The organism is Legionella qingyii (genome assembly GCF_003990155.1).
GTDB classification, from domain to species: Bacteria; Pseudomonadota; Gammaproteobacteria; order Legionellales; family Legionellaceae; genus Legionella; species Legionella qingyii.
Window position 1 is genome coordinate 1 of the sequence record NZ_RZGX01000041.1, and the last position, 3,377, is coordinate 3,377.

Sequence of the window (3,377 nt, forward strand, 5' to 3'; positions counted from 1 at the left end):
CCTGCAGAAATTAATATGAAAATCGCGTCAACCGTTGCTGATGTATTAGATGTTGAATTGGAGAGCAATGCAGCTGGCAGACTCGCATCGGCTTATCTAGGTCAATAACACAGAATAGCTTGGGTTATACTTTCAAAATTTTACAAATTATAAAATAAACATGAATCGATATAAATTATATACAGCAGAACAAATTACTCAATTAGATCTACAGACATTTAATCGTTGGCTTTCATTTCTTTATAAAAATCCTACTCAAAGTTGGAGCTCATCCTATGGGCCAATGAAACCAAGCTTAAATTGGCTGCATGAGTGTTGGTGTGTCGTTACGCACGCGCATTCTCGCTCAACTTTCTCTAATATTCGTGCTAAATACGAAGAACGAATTTTAAGTGCTGTAGAAAGCAACGATAAAAAATCGATTATTCGTTTATTAAGCTTAGGAAGCGGTGGCTTATTTCAAGATTTAATGATTCTTTTAAAGCTTTATTATCATGGCTACAAAAATATAGAGTTAGATTGTATCGAAACCGGCAATAATCAAGCGCAGCAAGAAATTTTACAAGCAATCATTAATCGATTAAATCAAAATGGCGCCAATATTCGAGTTCGACATTTTAAAACTGTAGAAGAAAGAAAAGCAAAGACGGGCAATTCTCAAGCAGAATGCGATGTAGTGTATGCGATTGATTTTGATAATATCGCAGCTGTTTTGGGTAAGGATTTTTCTAAAAGACAATTGCAGTATAGGAGTAGAGACAGTTTCGCCGATGAGTATTGTCCTCTATTTCTTGGCGCTTATGCGGAATTAAAGAAGTCTGCCTCCTCTTTATTCCTATTAACTTTTGGAAAAAATTACATTTCTCATTGCGGGGAAAGTGCAGACGTTTATTGTGATGAATTTGATCATCAATTTGAAAGAAGAATTCCTTCTCATGCTTATCATGATTATTACTATATTAATGCAAATCTTTCCTCTATCTTATTGCATCTTCCCTTTTTAAAAGCAAAAAACAAACCTTTGCTTATTAATGAGGAAATTTTAAATCCAAGCACGACAGAGGCATTAAAAAGGATATTGACCAAGCATAATATTTCCTATTTGATTGCCTCAGCCGCGGATATTGGAACAAAACTAGATGAAGAGGCTGCTACTGTACTGATAATTGATGATTCGATACACGATAGTAATCTGGGTGGAGAAAAATTTCTTGATGCAGATTTTAAACATGGTCATGCACAAGTTACTCGAAGCGACTGTCGTGGCATCAATAACCGGCGCATTGATGTGTTCTTTTCTTTTAATGAGATTAAAGTCAATCAATTTACCCAAAGAATCGAGCAATTATCCATCGAGGAATGCATTGATAAAGTAAATGCAGGCATCTGCAATTATTTGGATTGGTGCAAAAATAATGCAACTGGAATACGTGGCATAACGCGTTTTTCACATTGGTTTCATGGTGAAAGTGGTGTTTTAAGAGCTCAAAACTTGCAAAGGGTTATCAGGGACTCATCTGATCTAAATAAAGAGGCATTTTTGCTTCTTTTAAACAAGCATTTGCAAGGGTCGGGGAATACACGTCATTCATTGACTCGCTTTATTCACGCTGCTTTGGCCAGAGACAATGAACTCGAAACCTTACCTGATGCTGATTTTAAAGAAGTACGTTCTCAAGTCAGAGTAGGCTAATAGGATGGATTTACTTTCATAACCGTATCCTTTTCAATCAATACTGGGCAGGGACTTCCTTACAACAGACGCCGAACGTTGTAAAAGATATCTCCACGATTCTTGCCCAGAATATTTTTGTTACTATAAATGGCCAGGCCTTGAATTGTGAATTTCAATTGAAGATTGATGCGTCTATTGTTGCGAACCTTATTATTTACAACGCTGCTACAAGGAACAATCATGCATGTGTTGAGATTATTGCAAACAGCGATAGCAAAGTCATGTCCTAAAGGAACGCTATTTAATGAAACAGTTATTAATTTATTTTATTAATTATCTCCCTTGGAAAGTAACAACTATTTTGAGGCAACGAATAAGTTTCTACTTCCCTTCGGTAACATCTCCAAAGAGAAAGAGAATCCTTTTATAAACTATTTATTGGCAAACTTATCCGCGAAAAGTCACAACCATGGATACATATTGATTGGAGTTGTATCAATCCTGTAACCAATCTCTATGTTTGATGTCCTCAAAGAATGAATATTTTACTACTTATTGCCCTTATCGTTACTTTTGCTGCCTGGCTTGCTGGCTTATTTATCAAATCAATTGGAAAGGCTTCTGATTTTCAGGCTCATTCGGCTAAAGTTACTTCCGCATTATCCTATGTCTTTCTAGGAATAAGGGGCTTGAACAAAAAACTTTATCTCACTCAAAGTGATTTTGAAAAGGCATCGGGGTTCCCCATTAACTATACACTTAAATCGAGCCCATCTGGTTTATCAGCAGCCTCATTAAAATATTCAGCTCTGGCAATGATATAGTCGGCACGTTTTTTAAAAGAGCTATTGTTATTAAAATTAGATCGTTGTAAATAATTGCTAAGCATCCGCACAATATCACTCACATTGAAGTCACGATTATCACAGAGTTGAATAATTTGCATGGCTTTTTCAAGATGATTTCTTTTAGTCACTAATGCCACAAAACCTTGAGTATAAGTTTGCATAATATCTTTTATTTCTTGTTTAGAAATTACACTATCCTTAGTATAGCTATCATAGCGCTTACCTTTAAAGTTCGAGCCTAGAAAGCTAATACAGGTAGTCCAATGAAGGTTATGCTGATTGTCCATTGTAATAATTGGTCTTTGTGGGGTATCAGCAGGCTTATAGGGTGCGTTGCCATTGATTAAGGTATGTAAGTTAATATTATAGATGCGGGCAAGTTCCTGTAAATCGGTTTGTGTTCCCCAGCGATAATTACGAGTAACATCTTTTAGTGAATTTACTATTAAGGAATTGCTATTCAGTTTGTTATTTTTTCCTACAATAAAAACCTCTTTTATAAAGGCTTTTTCGATTATTTTATCGAAGTATGCTTCTCGTTCTTCGTTATATTCTTTATTCTTAGGTTGTTCAGGATACCACCATCTGCTCAGCCTTCTTATTTGAGCAGCAATTTCACGCGCATAATTTTTTGTTTTATTGGATTTTGCCAATTCATTAAACTCAGGTGAAGTAGGCTCATTTCTGACATAATTCCATACCATTTCGGCAAAATTCGTGTAAGTAGTGCTTGTGTGTGTATTCCGGAGCGAAATGATCACCAATTCCGGCCGCATTTGATCGCAGATTCCGGAAACACTTGATCAGAGATTCCGGCATTACTTGATCACCGATTCCGGAGCATTTGATCAGTG

2 protein-coding genes are annotated in these 3,377 nt (G+C 36.1%); one reads left to right on the top strand and one right to left on the bottom strand.

Annotated elements, in window-relative coordinates; genetic code table 11:
* The first annotated feature begins 160 nt into the window (after nt 1-160).
* Nucleotides 161-1,693, top strand: coding sequence for a hypothetical protein (locus ELY20_RS16640; protein ID WP_110144297.1), 1,533 nt, complete (start codon nt 161-163; stop codon nt 1,691-1,693).
* A 733-nt stretch (nt 1,694-2,426) separates the two neighbouring features.
* On the opposite strand, the gene ELY20_RS16650 is transcribed toward ELY20_RS16640, so the two are convergent.
* Nucleotides 2,427-3,299, bottom strand: coding sequence for a hypothetical protein (locus ELY20_RS16650; protein ID WP_127059518.1), 873 nt, complete (start codon nt 3,297-3,299; stop codon nt 2,427-2,429).
* Between the last annotated feature and the right edge of the window lie 78 nt (nt 3,300-3,377).